This window comes from Pseudobutyrivibrio sp. UC1225, assembly GCF_900115215.1.
In the GTDB taxonomy this organism is placed as follows: domain Bacteria; phylum Bacillota; class Clostridia; order Lachnospirales; family Lachnospiraceae; genus Pseudobutyrivibrio.
This window is the reverse complement of the sequence record NZ_FOVQ01000001.1, coordinates 484069-503162: the sequence shown is the minus strand read 5'-3', so window position 1 is coordinate 503162 and position 19094 is coordinate 484069. Positions and strand designations below refer to the sequence as shown.

The 19094-nt window shown below is 38.7% G+C and carries 20 protein-coding genes; all 20 read left to right on the top strand.

The features are described from left to right. Window positions 1-11 precede the first annotated feature (11 nt). The 20 genes from BMZ41_RS02435 to BMZ41_RS02340 are packed head-to-tail and all read left to right on the top strand — an operon-like array spanning window position 12 to window position 19090. A complete protein-coding gene (locus BMZ41_RS02435) occupies window positions 12-572 on the top strand; it encodes a hypothetical protein (protein WP_090526701.1) in 561 nt (186 codons plus the stop codon). A gap of 21 nt (window positions 573-593) precedes the next feature. Further along, window positions 594-2123 (top strand): ABC transporter substrate-binding protein, encoded by a 1530-nt coding sequence (locus BMZ41_RS02430; protein WP_242942001.1) that lies wholly within the window; start codon window positions 594-596, stop codon window positions 2121-2123. A 45-nt stretch (window positions 2124-2168) separates the two neighbouring features. Further along, entirely contained in the window at window positions 2169-3149 is a 981-nt protein-coding gene (locus BMZ41_RS02425; RefSeq protein ID WP_090526808.1) for a FecCD family ABC transporter permease, read from the top strand. Next, the gene (locus tag BMZ41_RS02420; RefSeq protein ID WP_090526699.1) at window positions 3136-3921 is read left to right on the top strand and encodes an ABC transporter ATP-binding protein; all 786 of its coding nucleotides are present in this window, start codon (window positions 3136-3138) and stop codon (window positions 3919-3921) included. The genes BMZ41_RS02425 and BMZ41_RS02420 overlap by 14 nt, the downstream gene beginning before the upstream one ends. Further along, window positions 3918-4547 carry a precorrin-8X methylmutase gene (locus tag BMZ41_RS02415; protein WP_090165889.1) on the top strand — a complete coding sequence of 210 codons (630 nt, stop codon included), beginning with the start codon at window positions 3918-3920 and terminating at the stop codon, window positions 4545-4547. The genes BMZ41_RS02420 and BMZ41_RS02415 overlap by 4 nt, the downstream gene beginning before the upstream one ends. Window positions 4548-4549: 2 nt before the next feature. Next, entirely contained in the window at window positions 4550-5671 is a 1122-nt protein-coding gene (gene cbiD, locus BMZ41_RS02410; RefSeq protein ID WP_090526697.1) for a cobalt-precorrin-5B (C(1))-methyltransferase CbiD, read from the top strand. Beyond that, on the top strand, window positions 5659-7158 hold the full coding sequence (locus tag BMZ41_RS02405; protein WP_090526695.1) for a cobyric acid synthase: 1500 nt from the start codon (window positions 5659-5661) through the stop codon (window positions 7156-7158). The genes cbiD and BMZ41_RS02405 overlap by 13 nt, the downstream gene beginning before the upstream one ends. Before the next feature lie 12 nt (window positions 7159-7170). Then, window positions 7171-7965: a precorrin-4 C(11)-methyltransferase gene (cobM, locus tag BMZ41_RS02400; protein WP_090526693.1), complete on the top strand. Its 795-nt coding sequence runs from the start codon at window positions 7171-7173 to the stop codon at window positions 7963-7965. Between the two features lie 8 nt (window positions 7966-7973). Next, window positions 7974-8885, top strand: coding sequence for a cobalt-precorrin 5A hydrolase (locus BMZ41_RS02395; protein WP_090526691.1), 912 nt, complete (start codon window positions 7974-7976; stop codon window positions 8883-8885). An 8-nt stretch (window positions 8886-8893) separates the two neighbouring features. Beyond that, window positions 8894-9649 carry a precorrin-3B C(17)-methyltransferase gene (gene cobJ / locus BMZ41_RS02390; protein ID WP_090526689.1) on the top strand — a complete coding sequence of 252 codons (756 nt, stop codon included), beginning with the start codon at window positions 8894-8896 and terminating at the stop codon, window positions 9647-9649. Then, window positions 9646-11709 (top strand): precorrin-6A reductase, encoded by a 2064-nt coding sequence (gene cobK / locus BMZ41_RS02385; RefSeq protein ID WP_090526687.1) that lies wholly within the window; start codon window positions 9646-9648, stop codon window positions 11707-11709. Before cobJ ends, cobK begins: the two co-directional genes overlap by 4 nt. Next, the gene (locus BMZ41_RS02380) at window positions 11706-13046 is read left to right on the top strand and encodes a cobyrinic acid a,c-diamide synthase CobB (protein WP_090526685.1); all 1341 of its coding nucleotides are present in this window, start codon (window positions 11706-11708) and stop codon (window positions 13044-13046) included. Before cobK ends, BMZ41_RS02380 begins: the two co-directional genes overlap by 4 nt. Beyond that, entirely contained in the window at window positions 13033-14112 is a 1080-nt protein-coding gene (locus BMZ41_RS02375; RefSeq protein ID WP_090165908.1) for a nicotinate-nucleotide--dimethylbenzimidazole phosphoribosyltransferase, read from the top strand. The genes BMZ41_RS02380 and BMZ41_RS02375 overlap by 14 nt, the downstream gene beginning before the upstream one ends. Beyond that, complete coding sequence (locus tag BMZ41_RS02370; protein ID WP_090165910.1) at window positions 14109-14627, top strand: bifunctional adenosylcobinamide kinase/adenosylcobinamide-phosphate guanylyltransferase; 519 nt, start codon at window positions 14109-14111, stop codon at window positions 14625-14627. The genes BMZ41_RS02375 and BMZ41_RS02370 overlap by 4 nt, the downstream gene beginning before the upstream one ends. Next, entirely contained in the window at window positions 14624-15403 is a 780-nt protein-coding gene (locus BMZ41_RS02365) for an adenosylcobinamide-GDP ribazoletransferase (protein WP_090165912.1), read from the top strand. The genes BMZ41_RS02370 and BMZ41_RS02365 overlap by 4 nt, the downstream gene beginning before the upstream one ends. A 23-nt stretch (window positions 15404-15426) precedes the next feature. Then, window positions 15427-15759, top strand: coding sequence for a bifunctional adenosylcobinamide kinase/adenosylcobinamide-phosphate guanylyltransferase (locus BMZ41_RS02360; RefSeq protein WP_090165914.1), 333 nt, complete (start codon window positions 15427-15429; stop codon window positions 15757-15759). 3 nt (window positions 15760-15762) lie between these two features. After that, window positions 15763-16338 carry a histidine phosphatase family protein gene (locus BMZ41_RS02355; RefSeq protein ID WP_090526682.1) on the top strand — a complete coding sequence of 192 codons (576 nt, stop codon included), beginning with the start codon at window positions 15763-15765 and terminating at the stop codon, window positions 16336-16338. A gap of 4 nt (window positions 16339-16342) precedes the next feature. Continuing rightward, window positions 16343-17269: an adenosylcobinamide-phosphate synthase CbiB gene (gene cbiB / locus BMZ41_RS02350; protein WP_330388802.1), complete on the top strand. Its 927-nt coding sequence runs from the start codon at window positions 16343-16345 to the stop codon at window positions 17267-17269. Beyond that, window positions 17233-18333, top strand: a complete 1101-nt coding sequence (locus BMZ41_RS02345; RefSeq protein WP_090526679.1) for a pyridoxal phosphate-dependent aminotransferase — start codon at window positions 17233-17235, stop codon at window positions 18331-18333. Before cbiB ends, BMZ41_RS02345 begins: the two co-directional genes overlap by 37 nt. Continuing rightward, window positions 18326-19090 carry an HD domain-containing protein gene (locus BMZ41_RS02340; protein ID WP_090165921.1) on the top strand — a complete coding sequence of 255 codons (765 nt, stop codon included), beginning with the start codon at window positions 18326-18328 and terminating at the stop codon, window positions 19088-19090. Before BMZ41_RS02345 ends, BMZ41_RS02340 begins: the two co-directional genes overlap by 8 nt. Window positions 19091-19094: the final 4 nt, after the last annotated feature.

The window sequence follows — 19094 nt, the reverse complement described above, 5'->3', positions numbered from 1 at the left end:
AGATTTATTAAATGAAAAGCAGATTTTTAGCATTAGCATTAGTATTGACAATGGCAGCCTCTCTTGTAGGCTGTGGAAATAAGGCAGCAGAGGTTACTGAAGAACAGACTGCAGTAGAGGAGACAGCAGCTCCAGAAACTGAGCAGGTGGAAGAGCCAGCTGAGAAAACAGAGACAGAGGCTACTGAGACAGCCGGAATCAATCTTGAGGATGGAGTATATCAGGTAGATTTCAACACAGACAGCAGCATGTTCCATGTAAATGAGGCTATGAATGGTCACGGTACTCTTACTGTTAAGGACGGTCAGGCCACAGTTCATATTTCACTTGTGTCAAAGAAGGTTGTTAATCTTTATTTAGGTCTTGCAGCTGATGCTGAAAGTGATGAGGCTAACTGGCTTCAACCAACTGAGGATGAAGTTACATACGAAGATGGTACAACAGAAACTGTTTACGGCTTCGATGTTCCAGTAGCTTCTTTAGATACAGAGTTTGATCTTGCTCTTATAGGCGAAAAGGGTGTTTGGTACGACCATAAGGTAAGTGTTACAAACCCAGTTGTAGAAGAATAGATCGGGGTCTGAGGTGTTTGTTTGAAAAAATTTGGTTTAATAGCTGCAGTGCTGGCTCTAAGTCTTACAGCCTGCAGCTTTTTTAATAAGGATAATTTAATAAAGGATAATAACCCTCAGACTGGTACTTATCAGTGTGAGATAGCTTTAGAAGGCGGAAGTGGAAGAGCTACAGTAGAATCACCTGCAGAGGTAACAGTATCAGAGGAGGGAAATACTGTAAAGCTGGTTTGGTCCAGCTCACATTATGACTATATGGTAGTGGATGGTATTCGCTATGATAACGAAGCTAATATAGATGAAAACTCCGTATTTACGATACCATTTTCATCCTTTGACGAAAGCTTCGATGTGATAGGGGATACCACGGCCATGAGTACACCTCATGAGATAGAATATACACTTATGGTGTTTTCTCCGGGAACAATTCTATCATCAGAAGCTTCAATAGGGGAAAAAGTGAATGAAAAGCAGACTGATGAGGTGTTCTTACCTTCAAAACTAAAATATACTTCATCTATGCCTTTGCAGTACGCTAACCAATTTTCCGTAGATAATTATCAGGATGACAATAATAAGAACTATTCTTTCATCACAATTGGAAGTGGTGATATGACCCAATACTTTTTATTTGGCGAAGGTGCTTCAAAAATGACTGGGTTATCATCGAATATCACACCTATTGATTCAGTAGATAAAACCTATCTGGTTTCCACCTCTGTAATGGATTTAATTTCATCAATTGATGCCCTTGATAATATCAGATTATCTGGAACAGATAGTAAGGATTGGTATATAAAAGAAGCAAAAGAAAAGATGAAGAGTGGTGATATTATCTATGCAGGAAAGTATTCTGCGCCGGATTATGAGCTTATTCTTACTGAAAATTGTAATTTTGCTATAGAAAATACCATGATTTATCATAAACCATCTGTTAAAGATAAGCTTGAGGAGCTTGGAGTTCCAGTTATGGTAGAGCTTTCCAGTTACGAGAAAAATCCACTAGGCCGATTGGAGTGGATTAAGCTTTATGGAGTTTTATATAACAAATTAGATGAGGCAGAGGATATCTTTAATAATCAGGTAGAAAGAGTTGGTAAAGTGGAGAGTAAAACCAATTCTGGGTTAAAAGTTGCAGTTTTTTCGATTTCATCAAATGGTCAAGTGGTGGTGAGACGACCAGGAGACTATATTTCTACTATGGTAGGTATGGCTGGTGGGATTTATGTACCAGCAAATATAGAGGACACAGATACTTCTGCTGTTTCTACTACTAAAATTACCATGGAGGACTTTTATCTTCAGGCAGCTGATGCTGATGTTCTGATTTATAACAGTACCATTGAAGGAGAACTTTCTTCCATCAGTGAATTAGTTACAAAATCAGAGGTTTTGGCAGATTTTAAGGCTGTCAAAGAAAATAAAGTATATTGTATTGAAAAGAGCTATTTTCAAAGAACCAGTGATGTGGCAGAATTAATAGAAGATATACATAATATTTTAGATAAAGAAGATAAGTCGTTAACATTTATTTATCAGCTAGAGGATTAGACATTGAATAACAAAAAAAGATATTACACGATTAAATTTTTGGGAATGATAATATTGCTTTTTATTATATTTGTGCTGAGCATAGGAATGGGCAGCGCTGATGTTACTGTGCCACAAATCTTTAAAACTCTCATTAATTCAGGAGATGCTTATCTTGATAAAATCATTATTTCTATAAGACTACCTAGAATTTTAGCAGCTATTATTCTGGGTGGAGCCTTGGCTGTATCAGGCTTTTTACTTCAGATTTTCTTTGGTAATCCTATCGCAGGACCTTACGTACTTGGTGTTTCTTCCGGTGCAAAGCTTTTTGTAGCCCTTACCATGGTAGTTTATTTAGGGCAGGGGAAAATAATGAGCTCTGCTGGAATGGTTATAAATGCTTTTACAGGTTCCCTGATTTCTATGGGAATAGTTTTGCTATTGTCAAAAAGAGTTAGAAATATGTCGATGCTTGTAGTTTGCGGTGTAATGATAGGATATATCTGTTCCGCAATTACGGAATTTATTATCGCATTTGCGGATGATTCAAATATCGTAAATCTACATAACTGGTCACTGGGAAGTTTTTCAGGTATCAGTTGGGAAAATGTTTATATATCAATAATCTTTATTTCTGCAACCATGTTTTTGACCTTCTTTTTATCAAAGCCTATTGGGGCTTATCAGCTTGGAGAAAATTATGCAAGAAATATGGGTGTAAATATAAGTGCACTTAGAATAGCACTTATCATTCTTTCAAGTGTGCTGTCAGGCACGGTTACAGCCTTTGCGGGGCCTATTTCTTTTGTAGGAATTGCGGTACCTCATATCATGAGAAGTGTTATGAAAACCTCAAAGCCTATTGTGATGATTCCAGCATGTTTCTTAGGTGGAGCCATTATTACATTAGTGTGTGACTGTATAGCCCGCACTGCCTTTGCACCTGTGGAGTTAAGTATTAGCGCGGTTACAGCAATTGGACTTGCGCCTGTTGTAATCTATCTTTTAATTAAGCGTAAGGAGACAGGAAATGGAAAAAATTAATGCGATAGATTTAACAGTTGGATATGGTAAGCCAGTTATTTCGGACGCCAGTTTTCGTGTTTACCCAGGGGAAATAATTGCTTTAATCGGACCTAATGGTTCAGGAAAATCCACAATTCTCAAAACTATTACAAGACAACTGAAAAAGATGTCGGGAAAGATTTTTATAAGTGGTGATATTGACGAATCACTCATGGATAATGAGCTTGCCAAAAAGCTTTCAATGGTAATGACAGAAAGAATACATCCGGAGCTAATGACTTGTTTTGAGGTGGTTTCAGCTGGCAGATATCCTTATACTGGCCGTCTTGGAATATTAAGTGCTGAGGACAAAAGAATAATTAACGAGGCCATAAAGCTTGTTGGCGCTGAAGATGTGGCTGATAAGGATTTTATGAAAATCAGCGACGGACAAAGACAAAGGGTTATGCTTGCAAGGGCAATAGCTCAGGAGCCAGAGATAATGATTCTCGATGAGCCAACCTCCTTCCTTGATATTCAGTATAAGATTGACATTCTGTCTGTTATCAAGAAACTTGCTGTGGAACGAAATATAGCTGTTCTAATGTCTATTCACGAACTTGAATTTGTTCCTGCTATCGCAGATAAGGTTATTGGAATCTGTGATGGAAGTATTTATAAAATCGGAATACCTGAAGAGATTTTTACTGGTGCGAATATTGAGAAGATATATAGCATGCCAAAAGGAACAGGCGACAAAATTATTTCAGGATTGTTGGCTTATTCAAATAGTATTATTGAGACGTTATGAAGATAGAATTTGTACTTCCAAATGAAATTGAAAAAAGAAGCTTTGAAATAATCGCTCAGGAGCTGGCAGATAGAGGTGTCACCTTACCAGCTGATGAAGCGCCAATCACCATGCGCACTATCCACACCAGCGCTGATTTTGATTACGCTGATACTATGCGTTATTCAGCTGGTGCTATTGAAAAGGCAAAAGAGCTTATCAGAAGTGGTGCTGATATAGTAACTGATACAAATATGGCACTCTCTGGAATTAATAAAAAGAAGCTGGCATCCTTTGGAGGACAGGTTCATTGCTTCATGGCAGATGAGGATGTGGCTGCAGAAGCAAAGGAACGTCAGGTAACTAGAGCCACTGTATCTATGGAGAGGGCAGCAAGGCTTGGTAAGCCTGTTATTTTTGCTATCGGAAATGCTCCTACAGCCCTTATTTCACTTTATGAAATGATGGAAGCGGGAACTTTCACACCTGAATTTGTCATCGGAGTTCCAGTTGGTTTTGTAAATGTAGTTGCAGCCAAAGAGCTATTTCTTAACTCTAATGTCCCATACATTATAAATGAGGGTAGAAAAGGTGGCAGTAATATCGCGGCTGCTATCGTAAATGCGTTACTTTACAACATGGATTGATTATGAAAAAAGGATTCACCACTGGAAGCTGCGCAGCAGCTGCTGCTAAGGCGGCGGCGTATATGCTTCTAACAGGGCAGGAAAAACTTAATATAGAAATCGAGACTCCTGCTGGAATCATGTTTAAGGCTGATATCGTGGACGTGAATCGACAGGAAGAAAAAGTTAGCTGTGCAGTAATAAAGGATGGTGGAGATGATCCTGATGTTACTACAGGCTGCCACGTAACTGCGACTGTGAGTATAGAAATACCAAGTGCTGAAGCTGCAGCAGGACAAAGCCTTGGAATCCAGATTGATGGTGGCGAAGGAGTAGGACGAGTGACCTTACCAGGGCTGGATCAGCCTGTTGGGAATGCGGCCATCAATCATGTGCCAAGAGAGATGATTGAAAAGGAAGTAGCAGAGGTTTGTAAGCTTTTGGATTTCAACGGCAAGCTTCAGATAATCATTTCTATTCCAGAGGGTGTGGAGCTGGCAAGTAGGACCTTTAATCCACGTCTTGGAATTGTAAATGGGATTTCAGTCCTTGGAACCACTGGTATTGTGGAGCCAATGAGCGCGAAAGCACTCATAGATACCATAGAAGTAGAGTTGAAGCAAAAGAAAGAATTAGGCTTTAAAACCGCCATTGTTACTCCAGGAAACTATGGACTTAAGTTCATGAAGGATTGTTACGACTACGATTTAGATAAAAGTGTAAAATGCTCAAACTTTATTGGTGAGACGGTAGATATGTGCTGCAGGCTTGGTTTTGAAGCTATGCTTATTACAGGACATATTGGAAAGCTTATAAAAGTGGCTGGTGGCATTATGAATACCCATTCTCACGAGGCAGATTCCAGAATGGAGATTCTTTCAGCTTGTGCTTTACGAGCAGGCGGTGATGGGGATTTAGCCAGAAAAGTGCTTGAGTGCCTTAACACAGAAGAAGCTCTGAATATTATTGATGAGGCAGGATTTCTCCAGCCAACAATGGATATAGCCCTTGAGAAGATATTGTTCTATATGGACTTTAGAGCTCAAGGAAAAATCAAAATTGATTGTATCTTGTATTCGAACGAATTTGGACTTCTTGCGGAGTCGGCAAACAGTAGAGGAATATTATTAGAATGTCAAAAGTAATAATGATTCAGGGGACTATGTCAAATGTAGGAAAGAGTCTTTTGGTAGGCGCCCTGTGTCGTATTTTCAAGCAGGATGGCTATAAAGTGGCGCCCTTTAAGTCACAGAATATGGCTCTAAATTCTTTTGTAACAGCAGATGGATTAGAGCTTGGACGTGCTCAGGCAATGCAGGCCGAGTGTGCAGGTGTGGCACCATCAGTTTACATGAATCCTATTTTGCTAAAGCCAACAAATGATATAGGCAGTCAGGTCATTGTAAATGGTGAAGCCATTGGAAATATGTCTGCCAGAGATTATTTCGCTTTTAAGAAAAAATTGGTGCCAGATATAATGGCAGCCTTTAATAAGCTTGAAGAATGGGCGGATATCATTGTAATAGAAGGAGCAGGCAGTCCTGCTGAAATTAATCTTAAGAGTGATGATATTGTAAATATGGGCATGGCTCAGCTTGTCGATGCGCCCGTGCTTCTAGTGGGTGATATAGATAGAGGCGGCGTTTTTGCTCAGCTTCTTGGAACCTTGGAGCTTTTAGAGCCTAAGGAAAGAGAAAGAGTAAAAGGTCTTATAATTAATAAATTTAGAGGAGATAAAAGTCTTTTAGATTCAGGCATAGAAATGCTTGAGGAGCGAGGTAAGGTACCTGTTGTCGGAACTGTTCCCTATGCAAGACTTATGATAGATGATGAAGATAGTCTAAGTGAAAGATTATCAAACACCTATGACTATGGTGATACCGTAAATACGATAGAAATCGCAGTGGTACGTTTACCTAGGATTTCAAATTTTACCGATATTGCTCCCTTTGAAAACCTTCCAGGTGTAAAGGTTAATTTTATTTCAAATCCAAGAGAACTTACTGATGCTGATATGGTAATTATACCTGGCAGTAAAAATACAATCTCAGATTTGAGATGGATGAGAGAATCTGGAATGGAGGCAGCGCTTAAGCGTTTTGCCATGGATAAGCCTGTAGTAGGTATTTGTGGTGGTTTTCAGATGATGGGAGATATTGTGGAAGACCCTGAGGCGGTAGAGGAGGGTGGTTCTATAAGAGGAATGGAGCTTCTTTCTCTAAAAACTATCATTAGTGGAGAAAAATATCGTAGCCAGACTGAGGATTGTTTTGATGATTTGACTGACGTTTTTTCATGCATTGCTGGTGAAGAGTTTGTAGGTTATGAGATTCATAATGGAGTTACTACCATAGAACAAGAATCAGCTTTACCTGAAATAATCGAGAGAGACGATGAGGGCAATATTATTCTCGTTCAAAATAAAAATATCCTGGGGACTTATGTTCACGGTATTTTTGATAATGGTGATTTGGCATACCGACTTGCTGATTCAATTGCTCAAGCCAAAGGACTTAGTTTAGAGGGCGCAGGTGTTGACTATCAGCAACTAAAAGAGGCTGAATACGATAAATTAGCATCCATAGTAAGAGAAAATCTAGATATGGATTATATCTACAGCATACTTAAATAAACTGGAGGACTTATGATTTATTTTGTTGGCGCAGGATGTGGCGCAGCAGATCTTATTACGGTAAGAGGAATGAAGCTTTTGCAGCTGGCTGATGTAATTATTTATGCGGGCTCTTTGGTTAACCCAGAACTTTTAGAATATGCAAAAGACAGTTGTGAAATCTACAACAGCGCTACCATGACTTTAGATGAGGTTATGGAAGTAATGCTTAGGGCAGACAAGGAAAAGAAAACTCTTGTGAGACTTCATACTGGCGAGCCAAGTATTTATGGTGCTGTACAGGAGCAGATGCATATTCTTGACGAAAATAATATTGCTTATGAGAGCTGCCCAGGAGTTAGCGCATGTTTTGGTGCGGCTGCTGCCTTGAATTTAGAATATACTCTTCCAGATGTGAGTCAGTCTTTGATTATAACAAGGATGGAAGGTAGGACTGCAGTTCCTGAGAAGGAAAGTATTGAGAGCTTTGCTGCTCATGGAGCTTCGATGGCTATATACCTAAGTGCAGGCATGCTTGAGGAACTTCAGGAGAGACTGATTAAAGGGGGATATGATAAAAATACCCCAGCTGCAATTGTTTATAAAGCAACCTGGCCAGATGAAGAAAAGTACATCTGTACCGTAGGAACTCTTGCAAACACTGCAAAGGCTAAAGGGATTAGTAATCTGGCGGTAATACTTGTGGGAAATGTAATTGCAAAGTCTAACTATTCGTTGAGTAAGCTTTATGATCCAACATTTGAAACTATGTATAGGACACCTCATCAGTCACCTTCGGTGACAGCTTCCCCTCAAGGGGAAGCCTAGGAGTAAAAATGTTATTAATTAGAGTAGTTTTTTTTACTGATAATGGGAAAAAGATAGCCGACAAACTTAATAAATTCTTTATTGTAGAGGCAAAGCCAGAGGAGAGCTCATTGTCAGATTGGACCAAGGACTGTTTTGAAATGCATCTTCCTATAGTTTTTATTGGTTCTACTGGAATAGCAGTGCGTACTATTGCTCCGTTTATTTCAAGCAAGCTAAAGGATAGTCCGGTAATTGTGATTGATGAGCTGGGGCAAAATGTTATTCCGATTTTATCAGGGCATTTTGGTGGAGCCAATGAGCTGGCTAATATAATTGGCAAAGCTCTTGGTGCAAATCCAATTATCACTACAGCTACAGATATTAATAACGTATTTGCGGTAGATGTTTTTGCTAAGAAAAATGGTCTTTTAATTACGGATAAGAGCTTGATTAAAAAGGTATCGGCAAAAGCTTTGAGGGGAGAGGCGCTTGATATCAAAGAATCCGAGGATGAAATTGTTATCGAGGGTCTCAGGCTTATTCCCAAACGTTTAATACTTGGAATTGGATGTAAGAAAGGAAAGCCTTTCGAAGAATTAAAAGTTTTCGTAAATACGTTTTACGAGGATGATGAGCTTGAAAAGAATCTTTATGCAATAGCATCCATTGATGTGAAAGCAGAGGAGATAGGTTTGATTAAGCTGGCAGAATATTTTGGAGTACCATTCGTTACCTTTTCTGCCGAGGAATTACAGTTGGTAGAAGGTGAATTTGAGGAATCCTCCTTTGTAAAGGATAAGGTTGGAGTTGGAAACGTATGTGAACGTGCAGCTCTAAGCTTAGCTGGGGAGAACGGGGAATTAATTAGGAATAAAACTGCTAAAGATGGAATGACACTTGCGGCAGCAAAAAGAACTTCAATAAATTTAGTTTGGTAGGAGAAAAAATGGCAGGACATATTTATATAGTTGGCATGGGACCAGGAGATAAGTCGATGATGACGGAAGAGGCTTACTCAGCTATGGAGCAGGCTGATGTTATTGTTGGCTATACAGTATATATCGATCTGGTGAAGGAACATTTTCCTGAGAAAGATTTTTTTACTACTCCAATGAGGAAAGAAATTGAGCGTTGCAGAGCCTGCTATGATTTTGCCATTGAAGGGAAAAATGTAGCTTTTATTTGTAGCGGTGATGCAGGTGTTTATGGAATGGCTGCACCTATGTATGAGCTTCTTCCAGAATACGAAAATGCGAATTCAGATATATCGGAGGCTAGCATAACAGTTATTCCTGGAGTGACGGCGGCTATTTCTGGAGCAGCCATGCTTGGATCTCCAATAAATCATGACTTTTGCGTGATTAGTCTTAGTGATTTACTTACCCCATGGGAGGTTATTGAAGTCAGACTGAAAGCGGCAATACAGGGAGATTTTGCTATTGCTATTTACAATCCTTCCAGCCATAAGAGACATGATTATTTACAGAAGGCCTGTGATATTATGCTGGCCGCTGGAGCAGATGAAAGCCGTGCCTGTGGTTATGTGGAAAATATTGGTAGAGAAGGTAGCAAAGCAAAGGTATGCACCCTTTTAGAGTTAAGAAATACACAGGTTAATATGTTTACCACCGTTTTTATTGGAAGCTCAAGGAGTGAAATTATAAATAATAAACTGGTTACACCTAGAGGATACAAAATATGAAAAAGGTAATCATTTTCGGAGGAACTACAGAGGGAAGAAAGCTGGCTGAAACACTTGAGGAGGCTGAGATTTTTTGCGTCTACTGTGTTGCCACCGAATATGGTAAAGAACCTGTAAAAGAATCATCATATATAAAAATTCATTCAGGTCGACTTGATGCTGAAGGAATGGTTAATTTATTCGAACAGGAAAAACCGGACGTAATTGTTGATGCCACCCATCCTTTTGCAGAAATTGTAAAGAAGGAAATAGAGAACAGTCTATTTAAATATCAGAATGTTCCTTTTTTCAGACTTGCCAGGGATGAGGAGCAGATAGATTACAGCAACTGTACCTTCTTTGATTCCGTAGAAGAATGTGCTAAGGCTCTTAAAAGTACTACGGGAAATATCTTTCTTACAACAGGCAGCAAAGAACTTCCTGTTTTTTGTGAAGATGAGGGGCTCAGGGATAGAATCATTGCAAGAATAATTCCTAATGATGAAAGCCTTGATATATGTAAACAGCAGGGGCTTAAGGGCAACCAGATTGTTGCCATGCAGGGACCATTTTCCAAGGGAATGAATGTTGCCTGTCTTAAGGAGTTTAATGCCAGCATTTGTGTATTGAAGGAAAGCGGAAAATCTAGTGGAGAGGCCAATAGAATAGAAGCTGCAAATGCTTGTGGAATAAAAAGCTATGTCATAAGACGACCAAAGGAGACTGCCAATGCAAGGTCCTTTTCTCAGGTCGTAGAAGAGATTTATAAATTGTTTGGAATAACAAAATCTCCAGAGCCAGCATTTGAAAAGATATCTGCTGATACAATTACAGCAGATAAAAAAATTATTGTTTCGCTGGCAGGTTTTGGAATGGGTTTTGGTACAGTTACCGCCGAAGTTCAGCAGGCAGTTGCTGAAGCAGATTTTTTGTTTGGCGCCCCAAGAATGTTACTAGGGCTTGAAAGCAATGCCAAGAAATATCCATATTATCTGGCAAAGGACATTCTTCCTTGTATGGAAGAAATTGCAGAAAACATTCAGTATGGCAAGAAGAAGGCTGTTGTTTTATTTTCAGGAGATACTGGATTTTATAGTGGCGCCACTAAGCTGGCGGAGGCTTTAAAGCAGACTGGTTATGCAGAAGTGAAAATCTTACCTGGAATTTCGTCTATTAATGCAGTGGCTGCAAAGGCTAATCTTACTTGGCAGAATGCAAAGATAATGAGTTCCCATGGAATTCCTCAGGAGAGGTGGAGACCAGAGCTTATAGATGCTGTAAGGCATAACAAAGAAACCTTTGTTATTACTTCTGGAAGCAAGGACGTAAGAGATATTGGAGATATTCTTGTAGCGCTGGAAAAGGAACAAAATATAAAGTTTAGAGTTTTCATTGGAACCAATCTTTATTCTGATGAAAAAATAGGATGGTACAGTGCAGAAAAATGCAGTACTTACAATCAGGATGGACTAAGCATAATCATTATTGAAAATGCAAATTGGCAGCCTAAAGTAATAGCTCCAAAGCTTTCTGATGATGATTTTATAAGAGATAAGGTTCCTATGTCCAAGGAGGAGATTCGTCAGCTTTCTATTTGTAAATTACAGTTACATAAGGATGCTGTAGTTTATGATATTGGAAGTGGTAGCGGATCTGTAGCCGTGGAAATCGCCAGAATGGATGCCGGCATAAAGGTTTATGCCATAGAGCTCAAGGAGGTAGCTTGTCAGCTTATTCGTAAAAACGTATCAAAGTATATGCTTGAAAATGTGTCTGTTATTTCTGGAACAGCACCGGATGCTCTTGAAAATCTTCCTGCTCCTACTCATGTTTTCATCGGTGGAAGTGGAGGTAGATTAGAAGATATCTTTATGACACTAAAGAAAAAGAATTCGCATATGCGAATTGTAATTAACTCTGTGACCATAGAGACTATTGCAGAAATCAACAGTGTGATAAAGAAATTTGAAATTGAGAATGCGGATGTAATCCAGGTAACGGTATCAAAGGCAAAGAAGGCAGGAGATTACAGTATAATGCAGGGTCAAAACCCCGTATATATCGTAGCGTTTAACCTATGAAGTATCCAAGAATTGTGATAGCTGCCCCTAAGAGTGGTAGCGGAAAAACTACAATTACATGTGGTATTTTGCGTGCACTGACAAACTCAGGGCTTAGTTTGTGTAGCTACAAATGTGGCCCAGACTATATAGATCCCATGTTCCATAGGACTGTTCTTGGTATTCCGGCAGGAAATTTAGATACTTTCTTTACTGATGACGACACCACAAAATCATTGTTTGGAAAATCTTTTTCTGGTGATATGGCAGTAATAGAGGGAGTCATGGGACTCTATGATGGAATCGGAGGCGTAGAAACACAGGGTTCCACCTATGATTTGGCCAGAGTACTTAAGGCACCTGTTGTATTGGTAGTAGATGCTAAGGGTACAGGTCGTTCAGTAATAGCGCAGCTTAGAGGCTTTTTGGATTATGATGAACATAACCTTATCAAGGCTGTGATTTTAAACCGAACCAGTGTATCCTTTGGAAATACTTTGGGAGCTCTAATCGAAAATGAGCTTGGAATAAAATTCCTGGGAACCATTCCTGATATGAAAAATCAGGAGCTTTCTAGCAGGCACCTAGGGCTTGTAATGCCAGAAGAGGTTCCTGAACTCCAAGATAAGATAAATACCTTAGCTAATTTGATTTCAGAAAATCTTGATATGGAGAGCTTAAAGAATATTGCCTTCTCAGCTTGCAGTTTAGATATAATTAAAGATAAGGAAACCAGGAAAAACGTAAATACGAAACTTACACTTGCGGTGGCAAGAGATAAGGCATTTTGTTTTTATTACAGGGAAAATTTGGAAATGCTTAAGGAATCGGGAGTCAATATTGTAGAGTTTTCACCAATAGCGGATTCTAAATTACCTGATAACATTAGTGGTATTTTGCTTGGTGGTGGTTATCCTGAAAATTTTCTTCAGGAACTATCCACAAATGACTCCATGAAAAAAGACATAAAAAATGCCATTGATAAGGGGATACCCGTGCTGGCAGAATGTGGTGGGTTTATGTACCTTTCTGAAACAATTAAAAATCAGGAGGGGGAGGTTTATGAAATGGTTGGAGCCATAAACGCTCACGTAGAATGGAAGGGGAAGCTTGTCCGTTTCGGTTATGTGACAATTGATACGGGCGAGCTTCAGATAAAAGGCCATGAGTTTCATTATTACGACACGGATAATAATGGTAATAGCTGTGTTGCTACAAAGCCAGTTGGGGGAAAAAGCTGGGAATGCATTCACAGCAACAATGGAAGCTATATAGGATTTCCACATCTTTATTATCCATCGAATATGCAATTTATAAATAATTTTGTGGAGGTTATGAAAAATTATGGGGAACGCTAGATACTTATTTGATGATGTTCTTGAAAACAAGCTTAAAGTAGAGCCTGTTGATAAGGAAGCTTTAAAGGAACTTCAAAATGAATGGGACAGAGTTGCAAAGCCTATAGGAAGCTTTGGAACCTTAGAAACTGTTTACTCTAAAATTGCTGCAATTCAGGGCTTTAAGGCACCTGATTTATCAAACATGAGACTTATAGTCTGCTGTGGTGACCACGGTATAGTAGAAGAGGGAGTCAGTCAGACTAGTCAGGATGTTACAAGAATCTGTGCAACTAACATCGGTAAAGGAGTTACCACAGCTGGTGTTATGGCAAAAAGCCTTGGTATTGATATTCTTTCTGTAGATGTTGGTATCAATTACGCAGAAGAGGTTCCTTACACACTTAATCGTAGAGTGAAATATGGGACCTGTAATTTCCTTAAGCAGCCAGCTATGTCTGTGGAAGAGTTTTCACGTGCTGTGCAGGTGGGAATGGATTTGGTGAAGGACAGTCAGGAAGAAGGAAAAAATATAATTCTTGTTGGTGAAATGGGAATAGGAAATACTACGTCGGCTTCTGTTATGGCTGGATACCTTTTGGACTTAAATGCAGAGGCAGTTACTGGAAGAGGGGCTGGTCTTGATGAGGAAGGCTTCAGCAGAAAACGTGCAGTAGTTTCAATGGCCCTTTCAAAGTACAGTGGATTAGATCCAGTTGAAATTTGCAGTAATTTTGGTGGTCTTGAGCTTGCTGCCATGACAGGAATTGTTATTGGAGGCGCACTGTACAAAGTACCAATTATCTTAGATGGAATGTTAAGCATGGTGTCTGCTCTGGTGGCAGACAGATTGCTGGAAAATACAAAGGATTATCTTATCCCTTCACACATCAGTAAAGAGCCAGTTGCAAGAAAGCTTGCCTCAAAGCTTGATATCGAACCTGTTATTGATGGAAAGATGGCTGTTGGCGAAGGCGCTGGTGCTGTTATGATGGCACATATGCTTAGACTTACTGATGAAGTATTCCATAATGCACTTAAGTTTCAGGATTCTGAAGTGGAGCAGTACGAGAGATTTAATAAATGATTACATTGATTTATGGTGGAAGTAGTAGCGGAAAATCTTCTTATGCAGAGGATTATGTTTGCAATTCCAAATATAAAAATAAATATTATTTAGCCACAATGAAGTCTGGTGACAAAGAGACTGAAGAACGTATTAAAAGGCATAGGTCTATGCGTCAGGGAAAGGATTTTGTCACTGTGGAGTTGCCGTATGATATCGTAAATGCGATAGAGCCAGATGCGGATAGTATTATTCTTCTGGAGTGTATGTCTAATTTGGTGGCTAATGAAATGTTTAGAGATGGAAAGATTAACAAAGCTTCCTACATAGTTGATAAAATTCTAAAGGATATTAATGAATTGGAAGCAAAGGCAGGGAGCCTTGTAATAGTATCGAACGATGTATTTGAAGATGGTCTTCAATATGATGAGACCACAAAAGAATATCTTAGAGCCTTAGGGGAAGTAAATGCTAAAATAGCCCAAATGGCCGATAAAGCCGTGGAGGTTATTGTGGGAATAGGAGTGGAACGATGAAAATACTTAAATCTATAGCAGTGGCATTTTCCATGTATTCGAGAATACCTATGCCAAGGTTTAACTGGGATAGTGAGGATATGAAATATCATCTTATTTTCTTTCCATTTGTGGGGATGATCATTGGTGCTGTGTTATATCTTTGGCATAAACTATATTATGTTTTACCTATTAATGCGATTCCCTTTGCAACTATTTCTATTGTTATTCCAATTCTTATCACAGGAGGCTTTCATGTAGATGGATATATGGACACCTGTGATGCTTTAGCTTCATGGGGCGATAGAAAAAAGAAATTGGAAATTTTAAAGGATTCTCATATAGGAGCTTTTTCAGTAATTAATCTGATTACCTTGGGAATAATTCTATTTACCGCTGTTTATCTTATGGATGACAAAGCATTTCTTACCTGGTGCTTTTCCTTTGCTATAGTCAGAGCTGTCAGTGGTATATGTGTTGTACGTTCAAAAAAAGCAAAGGACGATGGAATCTTAAGTACCTCGGCAAGAACCGCAAGTAATAATATAGTAGTAGCTTGTCTTGCAGTGGAATTTATTATATGCACTCTTACTGCAGGGTGGATATTTCAGTGGTATTGTACCTATTCGTTTTTAGCTCTTGCTGTAGTCCTCGTTTATTACATTTACGTTGCTTACACAAAATTTGGAGGTATCACAGGAGATTTAGCCGGTTGGTTTGTATGTAAAGCAGAGGTGTTTATGGCTATTGCCTTAGCAATTTGTTCTATGGTAAATAATCCAGCTATTTTAGGTTAATCATACATTGAGGTGAAGAGTAAATGATTTTAATTGTTGGTGGAAGCTATCAGGGAAAAACAGAATTTGCTAGAACTGAATTTCCAAATGCTAAGTATTTTAATCAGTTTCATTTATTTGTAAAAAAACGTATTTCCGAAGGAAAGAACAATAGTGAAATTCTTTCTGAAATCAGAGACGTTATAAGTGATGGCCAGTGGGTAATCATTTCTGATGAAATTGGAAATGGAATTGTTCCAATGGATGAGGCTGACAGAACCTGGAGAGAGGTCTGCGGTCGCATTATGATAGAGCTGGCAAAGGATGCCACTGAGGTTTATCGAGTGGTATGTGGTATAGGACAAAGGATAAAATAAAACATGGATAGAACGATAACCTTTATTCGTCATGGAAAGACAGCTGGAAATCTCACCAACTGTTATATAGGTGTTACTGATGAACCTCTTACGCTAGAGGGGGAAAAGGAAATTCAGGATAGAAATTATCCTGAAGCAGATATTGTTTTTTCCAGTCCTTTGATTCGTTGCATCAGAACTTCAGAGATTATTTATCCAGCTCTTAAGCCTGTAGTTATTGATGAGCTTAGGGAGACGAATTTTGGAAGGTTTGAGGGGAAAAATTATAAGGAATTATCCGCTGACCCAGACTATCAGCGTTGGATAGATAGCGGAGGAGATTTGCCATTTCCAGAGGGAGAAAGCAGGCAGGAGGCTACAGACCGGTTTGTGGCAGGCTTTGACAAGCTTATAGAACTCAGTAAGGATTATTACAACATTTCTGTAATTGCCCATGGTGGTACTATAATGGGGATTCTTAGTAATATCTTTGGGGGAGATTACTATTCATATCATGTAGAAAACTGCGAGGGATACACAATTGATTTATCACATGACGGCATTTTTGGTGGGCTCTATCCTAGATCTTTTCTTAGGTGACCCGATGGGGTTCCCACATCCAGTACGATGGATTGGAAGCTTAATCAGTAATCTGACAGATTTATTTCTGAAAAGAGCAGAAAGAACTTTGGAGCCTGATAAAGTAAATAAACGCAAAAGAAAACTGGGGCTTATTATGGTAATTATCGTAATTACGGTCTCAGCAGGAATTTGTTTTGTTATTCTACACCTGGCATACACATTGAATTCAGTTTTAGGTCTTATAATAGAATCCGTAATTACGTATCAGTGTATTGCAGCAAAAAGTCTTTATGTGGAAAGCATGAAGGTTTATAAGGCTCTTGAACAGGAAGGCCTTGAAGCAGGAAGAAAAGCAGTGTCAATGATAGTTGGCAGAGATACAGCAAGTCTTGATGAAAAAGGAGTAATTAAAGCTGCGGTTGAGACTGTTGCGGAAAATACTTCAGATGGAGTGATTGCTCCACTTATTTATCTTGCTATAGGTGGTCCAGTTTTAGGAATTGCGTATAAGGCAATCAATACCATGGATTCCATGGTTGGATATAAAAATGATAAGTATATGGATTTTGGAAGAGCTGCTGCAAAGCTTGATGATGTGGTGAATTTTATACCATCACGTATCAGTGCAGTGCTTATTATTTTAAGTTGTTTGTTTTTAGGAAAGGATTACAGCTTTTTAGGAGCCTGCAAAATCTTTTTTAGAGACAGATTTAATCATGCCAGTCCAAATTCTGCTCAGACAGAAAGTGCCTGTGCAGGAGCCCTTGGATTACAGCTTGCAGGACCAGCAAGTTACTTTGGAAAGCTTGTAGAAAAAAAGTACATTGGAGATCCAATACGTTCTATTGAGCTTAAGGATATAAAAAGAGCAAATATATTAATGTTTGGTGCATCTTTTTTATGTGAAGCAATTTGTATTTTGATACTAATGATTTGGATAAATATGTAGAAGGAAAAAAGGTTTCAATTATGCATGGCGGTGACATCTACAGAAACAGCATACAGCACGACTTCTCAGTCAATATAAATCCAATGGGGATGCCCGCTGAAGTTCAGTGGGTGCTGACTGAGGCAGTTTTTCATGCAAATAAATATCCTGATATTTATCATGAACGACTTGTTGAAATGACATCTGGAATTTTTAATATTCCAGAAAATCATATTGTATATGGAAATGGAGCATCAGAAATAATAATGGCAATATGTCATAGCATTGCCCCTAAAAAAGTGTTGTTACTGGCACCATGTTTTTCTGGGTACGAGACCTGCGTGAAAGGTGCCTGCAAGGATTGTGACATTTCATACTATACCTTGTCGGAAGATAATGACTTTGAAATTCACCATGATATTTTGGAGCATATTCAGGTGGTAAAGGCAGATTTGATGTTTCTTACCAATCCAAATAATCCAAATGGTAAATTGATTTCAAAGACGCTTTTAGAGGAGATTGTTTCAGCCTGTGAGAAAGCTGGAACAGTACTTGTAGTAGATGAGTGTTTTCTTGCTCTTACAGGAGAAGAAAGAGAAAACTCTCTTGCCTATGACATTTCAGAACACAAATCATTGATTGTTCTCAGGGCGTATACAAAAACCTTTGCCATACCTGGCGTAAGAATTGGTTATTGTTTATGCGGAAGCGAAGCTATGGCTACCTCGCTAAGGAATCATCTTCCAGAATGGAATCTTTCCATGTTTGCCCAGATGGCAGGTGTTGAATGTCTGAAACATATGGAATACATAGAAGATTCAGCTAAGCTTATAGAGCAGGAAAGAAGATATTTGACTCAGGGGCTTAGTAGGCTTGGAGCAAAAGTTTATACCAGTGACGCAAATTATATTCTATTTAAATGCTCAGAATTAGATTTAAATAAGAAAATATTGGAATATAGTATTTTAATTAGGGAGTGCTCAGATTATAATGGGTTGGAAAAAGGCTTTTATAGAGTAGCAGTTAAATCACATGGAGAAAATGAAAAGCTACTGTCAGCCCTGGAGGACTTACTTAATGATTAATGAACAACAGGTTAAACAGTTATTTGCAAATTATACAAGTGACTACAATCCAAAAGATCCAAAGATAGCATTGAAAATAGCTCACACCTATAAGGTGGCTGAGAATTCAAAGGCTATTGCTGAAAGTCTTGGTCTGTCAGAAGAGGATGTTGAGCTGGCATGGCTTATCGGTATGCTTCATGATATAGGCAGATTTGAACAGATTAAAAGATACCAGACCTTCAGTGATGCACAGTCTGTAGATCATGCAGAATTCGGTGCGGATTTATTGTTTAAGGAACCAGGTTTAATAAAAGATTATATTGAAACAAGAGAGTATGACAATTTAATCGAAACAGCAATAAGAGAACATAATAAATATCGTATTTCCGATAAGTTGGATGATAGAACAAAGATGTTTGCGAATATTATCAGGGATGCGGATAAAATTGATATTTTCCGTGTTCAGGTAGAGGAGCCAATAGAAGGAATATATGGAGTTCCTTTTGAATGTATAAAAAGTCAGCCTTTAAGTGATCAGGTGTTGGAGCAGGTCAAAGCTCACACGGCAGTCTTGCGAAGCACTAAGATTTCTTATTTAGATTATTATGTTGGGCATTTTTCATTGGCCTTTGAGCTGGTTTATCCATATAGTAGAAAGCTTACTATTCAGCAGGGGTATTTAGCTCAGCTTCTCACTATTCAGGTAGAGGATGAGAACACTCAGCAAAAGCTGGATTATATTAAAAAGGAAATTGAAGATTTTTTATTTGCATAAATCA

Excerpts from the sequence above, each read along its gene's own strand:
- BMZ41_RS02435 (WP_090526701.1), top strand. The coding sequence starts at position 12 with ATGAAAAGCAGATTTTTAGCATTAGCATTAGTATTGACAATGGCAGCC.
- BMZ41_RS02425 (WP_090526808.1), top strand. The coding sequence starts at position 2,169 with ATGATAATATTGCTTTTTATTATATTTGTGCTGAGCATAGGAATGGGC.
- BMZ41_RS02420 (WP_090526699.1), top strand. The coding sequence starts at position 3,136 with ATGGAAAAAATTAATGCGATAGATTTAACAGTTGGATATGGTAAGCCA.
- BMZ41_RS02415 (WP_090165889.1), top strand. The coding sequence starts at position 3,918 with ATGAAGATAGAATTTGTACTTCCAAATGAAATTGAAAAAAGAAGCTTT.
- cbiD (WP_090526697.1), top strand. The coding sequence starts at position 4,550 with ATGAAAAAAGGATTCACCACTGGAAGCTGCGCAGCAGCTGCTGCTAAG.
- BMZ41_RS02405 (WP_090526695.1), top strand. The coding sequence starts at position 5,659 with ATGTCAAAAGTAATAATGATTCAGGGGACTATGTCAAATGTAGGAAAG.
- cobM (WP_090526693.1), top strand. The coding sequence starts at position 7,171 with ATGATTTATTTTGTTGGCGCAGGATGTGGCGCAGCAGATCTTATTACG.
- BMZ41_RS02395 (WP_090526691.1), top strand. The coding sequence starts at position 7,974 with ATGTTATTAATTAGAGTAGTTTTTTTTACTGATAATGGGAAAAAGATA.
- cobJ (WP_090526689.1), top strand. The coding sequence starts at position 8,894 with ATGGCAGGACATATTTATATAGTTGGCATGGGACCAGGAGATAAGTCG.
- cobK (WP_090526687.1), top strand. The coding sequence starts at position 9,646 with ATGAAAAAGGTAATCATTTTCGGAGGAACTACAGAGGGAAGAAAGCTG.
- BMZ41_RS02380 (WP_090526685.1), top strand. The coding sequence starts at position 11,706 with ATGAAGTATCCAAGAATTGTGATAGCTGCCCCTAAGAGTGGTAGCGGA.
- BMZ41_RS02375 (WP_090165908.1), top strand. The coding sequence starts at position 13,033 with ATGGGGAACGCTAGATACTTATTTGATGATGTTCTTGAAAACAAGCTT.
- BMZ41_RS02370 (WP_090165910.1), top strand. The coding sequence starts at position 14,109 with ATGATTACATTGATTTATGGTGGAAGTAGTAGCGGAAAATCTTCTTAT.
- BMZ41_RS02365 (WP_090165912.1), top strand. The coding sequence starts at position 14,624 with ATGAAAATACTTAAATCTATAGCAGTGGCATTTTCCATGTATTCGAGA.
- BMZ41_RS02360 (WP_090165914.1), top strand. The coding sequence starts at position 15,427 with ATGATTTTAATTGTTGGTGGAAGCTATCAGGGAAAAACAGAATTTGCT.
- BMZ41_RS02355 (WP_090526682.1), top strand. The coding sequence starts at position 15,763 with ATGGATAGAACGATAACCTTTATTCGTCATGGAAAGACAGCTGGAAAT.
- cbiB (WP_330388802.1), top strand. The coding sequence starts at position 16,343 with ATGGGGTTCCCACATCCAGTACGATGGATTGGAAGCTTAATCAGTAAT.
- BMZ41_RS02340 (WP_090165921.1), top strand. The coding sequence starts at position 18,326 with ATGATTAATGAACAACAGGTTAAACAGTTATTTGCAAATTATACAAGT.